General features: G+C 67.0%; 2 protein-coding genes and 1 pseudogene. All 3 read right to left on the bottom strand.

Annotated elements, in window-relative coordinates; translation table 11 throughout:
* Nucleotides 1–350: 350 nt before the first annotated feature.
* Entirely contained in the window at nt 351–755 is a 405-nt protein-coding gene (gloA2, locus tag EKL94_RS21960; protein WP_126930630.1) for an SMU1112c/YaeR family gloxylase I-like metalloprotein, read from the bottom strand.
* Nucleotides 752–1822: a serine hydrolase domain-containing protein gene (locus EKL94_RS21955; RefSeq protein WP_126930629.1), complete on the bottom strand. Its 1071-nt coding sequence runs from the start codon at nt 1820–1822 to the stop codon at nt 752–754. The genes gloA2 and EKL94_RS21955 overlap by 4 nt, the downstream gene beginning before the upstream one ends.
* Nucleotides 1823–1838: 16 nt before the next feature.
* Nucleotides 1839–3629, bottom strand: a pseudogene (locus EKL94_RS21950) (DUF885 domain-containing protein); the annotation flags it as partial.
* Nucleotides 3630–3763: the final 134 nt, after the last annotated feature.

Here is a 3763-nt window from a genome sequence, read left to right as displayed (position 1 = left end):
TGGACGAGTGTGTTTGTCGAGAGCTCGTGCCCACAGCGAGTCCCAGGAGTAAGGGGCGCGGCAAGCTCATGGGTCTCAGAGGGGACGGCGACGGCGACGGCGACGGCGACGGCAAAAGCAAAAGCGGCCATTCCGTGGGATGGCGGGGTGGGTCCGGTTGCAGGGGACGCTGCAAGTACGTCCATGTAAGCTCGGTCGCCGCATCCATGCGGCTCACGCCCCCGCAACCGGACCCACCCCGCCTTCGACAGTTTCCGGAGATCTGTCGGTATCGGGTTGTGGGTAGGTGTCGACCTTGGTCGACACGGTAGATCCATGCCATGCATGGATGAATCTCGATTGAAAAACGCTCAACCGACTTCGTACAACTCCAGCGGCAGGTCGTCAGGATCGGCGAAGAAGGTGAAGCGGCGGCCGGTGTATTCGTCCACGCGGATCGGTTCGCAGGCGACACCATGCGCGGCCAGGCGCTGGATGAAGGGTTCCAGTGCAGTCACCCGGAACGCGAGGTGGCGCAGGCCCTGGGCTTCCGGGCGGCTGGGACGGGGCGGCGGTGAGGGGAAGGAGAACAGTTCCAGCTGGCCGCCGTCGGGCAGGGCCAGATCGAGCTTCCAGGAACCGCGTGCGGTGCGATGGTTCTCCGCCAGCACGCGCAGGCCGAGGATGCGCACGTAGAAATCCTTCGAGCGTGCATAGTCGCTGCAGATCAGTGCTGCGTGATGGATGCCCAGCAGGGCGTCGGCATCGGAAGTCATTGCAGGGTGTCCAGCCAGCGCTGGGCGATCTTCTGCGCCAGCGGATAGGGTTCGGGGTCGTTGCGGTTGGTCAACACGATCACGGTCAGGTGCTTCTCCGGGTGGCGCACGATCACGTTGCGGAAGCCGATGCTCTCGCCGCTGTGCCATTGCACGGGGCCATTCAGGCGCCAGCCGAAGCCGTAGTGCGGTACATCCGGTTCGGGTGTCGATGTGGCGGGGCTGAGCATCGCGCGGCGCGAAGCCTTCGACAGCAGGCGGTCGTCGTACAGCGCCGCATCCCAGCGGGCCAGGTCGTCCAGCGAGGAATAGATGCCGCCGTCTCCCAGTACGGCGCTTGTGGTGCTCTGGTCGGTGCGCTGCCAGCGGCCGTCGGTCCGGCTGTAGCCATAGGCGCGTGCGGCAACCGTGTCCACGCCGTCCTGGTGGGCCACGGTATGCGCCATGCCCAGTGGGCGGAAGATGCGCTCCTGCAGGAAGGTCGCGTAATCCTTCCCGGACGCGCGGCCGACGATCAGTGCCAGCAGCGCATAGCCGCTGTTGCTGTAGCGGTACTGCGTGCCGGGTGCGAAGTTCAGCCGGTCCTGGTGCGACAGCAGGGCCAGCACATCGGCATCGTGTACCTGCCGTGTGTCCGCCGGGTCCATCAGGTCTTCGTAGTCGAGCAGGCCGCTGGTATGCGAGAGCAGCTGGCGGATCGTGATGGCCGCTGCAGCCGGTGGCAGCTCGGGCAGCCAGCGCCGGGCCGGCTGCTCCAGCCCAAGCCGGCCGTCCTCCACCAGCAGCAGCACCGCCGCAGCGGTGAACTGCTTGCTGACCGAGGCCAGCCGGAAGTTGCTGGCCGGGGTGACTGCGGTGCCGTCTTCCAGCACCGCCAGGCCGTAGCCGCGGCGGAACACCGGTTGCCCGTCATGCAGCACCAGCACCGCGGCGCCGGGTACCTGGCCGTCGTAGGCCTGCATCAGGCCGTCGATGCCCGCATCCGGAGGGGTCAGCACCGGTGCGGCGGCGCCCGCCAGAGGCAGCAGGCCCAGCACGGCGGCGAACAGGGCGACGGCAGGGCGCATGGCGGCTCCGGAAGGGTCAGGGTGATGGGGCGGGCGTGGCGCTGGCTGGCTGGGCCATCCAGCGCTCCATCTTGCGGTCCAGCACGTCCAGCGGCATCGAGCCGTCCTTCAGCAGTTCGGCGTGGAAGCGGCGCAGGTCGAAGGCGGCACCCTGGCGTGCCTTGGCCTTGTCGCGCAGGGCGACAATGGTCGTCAGGCCGGCCACGTTGGACAGCGCCTGGCCGGGCTGGGCCATGATCCGCTCGACTTCGGCGTTGGCGTCGTCACTGCTCATGTCCACGGTCTTCTGCAGGTAGGCCACGGCCTGCTGCTTGCTCCAGCCCTGGGCGTTCACGCCGGTGTCGGCCACCACGCGGGCAGCGCGCAGCAGGCGCGAATACAGGTAGCCGATGCGGTCGTAGGGATCGGTGTAGATGCCGAGGTTCTCACCCAGCGTTTCGGCATACAGGCCCCAGCCTTCGACGAAGGCGAGATCGCCACCGAGGCGGCGGAAGCGCGGCAGCTTTGCCAGTTCCTGCTGCAGGCCCAGCTGCACGTGGTGGCCGGGAATCGCTTCATGGAGATACTGCACCGGCACGTTCCAGCGCTTGCGGCCGGGCAGGTCGCGGGTGTTCACGTACAGCACGCCCGGCTGCCCGGCCGCAGACGGCTGGTAGGCCGCTGCCGCAGCGGTCAGCGCACGCTCCGGTTCCACTGCGCGCACGTCCAGCGTGGACGTGGGCAGGGTATCGAGCACCTGCGGCAGGCGTGCGTTGACCTGCTGCTGCACCTGGCGGTAGCGGTTGATCAATGCGTTGGCGTCACCGTACTGGAACTGGCGATCGTTGCGCATGCTGCGCAACAGCTTGGACGGCGTGCCGCGCAGCTTGGCATCCTTCATCACGGTGGCGATCTGCGCCTGCAGCTCCTGCACGCGCTGTTCGCCCAGCGCGTGAAGCTGCGCGGCGGTCTGGTCGCTGGCGGTGGTCTGCACGATCAGGTTGGCGTACCAGGCCTGGCCATCGGGCAGTGCGCCCAGGCCGCTGCTGGTGCGCGAGGCGGGCAGGTATTCGGTGGCGATGAAACCGCGCAGGGCGCGGTACGCCGGCATGATGCGCAGTTCGATCATGCGCTTGTATTCGGCGCTGATGCGGGCCTTGTCCTCGGCCGCGATGGTGTTGGGCATGGTGCGGATCGGCGACCAGAAGATGCTCTCTTCAGCGGTCGGCTTGATCACCGCATCCAGCTGCGGCAGTACCTTTTCCATCAGGTCGCGTGGCTGCACCACGCCTGCCTTCATGCCCTGGCGCATGTTGTCGATGGCCTGGTCGAACAGCTCGGGAATGCCCAGCGAGCGGCGCGACCAGGTGTCGTAGTCCTGCACGGTGTTGAACGGCTGTGCGCCGGCACCGGCGCCGAGGATCGCCATGATGCTGCCGACGTTGTAGTACTGGCTGATCGGCATCATCCAGCTCGGGTAGCGCTCGGCGGCCAGCGAGGCGCGCGCATCGCGCACGAAGATCTCGTAGCTGAGCAGATCCTGGCCCTGCAGGCCGTCGCTGCCGAGTTTCTCGACCTTGCCCAGCCACTCGGTGGTGAAGTCGTGCGATTGCTGGCGCCATGCGGCGGACAGGATGTTGGGCAGCTGGTCGTTGTAGCGGGCCTCGCCCTGGAAGGTTGCCTGCAGCGGATTCAACCGCATCGAGGCATCCCAGTATTCGTCGTACAGGCGCTCCAGCTGCACCTGCTTGGGTACGGCGCGGGCCGGTGCGACCGGACGCGGCGTGGCGCGGCGCGCCGAACTGCCGCGGGCCGGGGCCTGGCCCTTATACACACCTGACGCGTCCGACGACCTTACGCCGGTGCGTTTACGTGGTGGCGTGTCCCCTGAAAACAAAAAAGACACTGCTCACCAACATCGATGAGCATGCATACATACAGAACTAATTAAGTTGCGTAGCA

It is taken from the genome of Stenotrophomonas maltophilia, assembly GCF_003970865.1.
GTDB lineage: Bacteria > Pseudomonadota > Gammaproteobacteria > Xanthomonadales > Xanthomonadaceae > Stenotrophomonas > Stenotrophomonas maltophilia_AR.
This window is presented reverse-complemented; position numbering and strand designations above follow the sequence as displayed.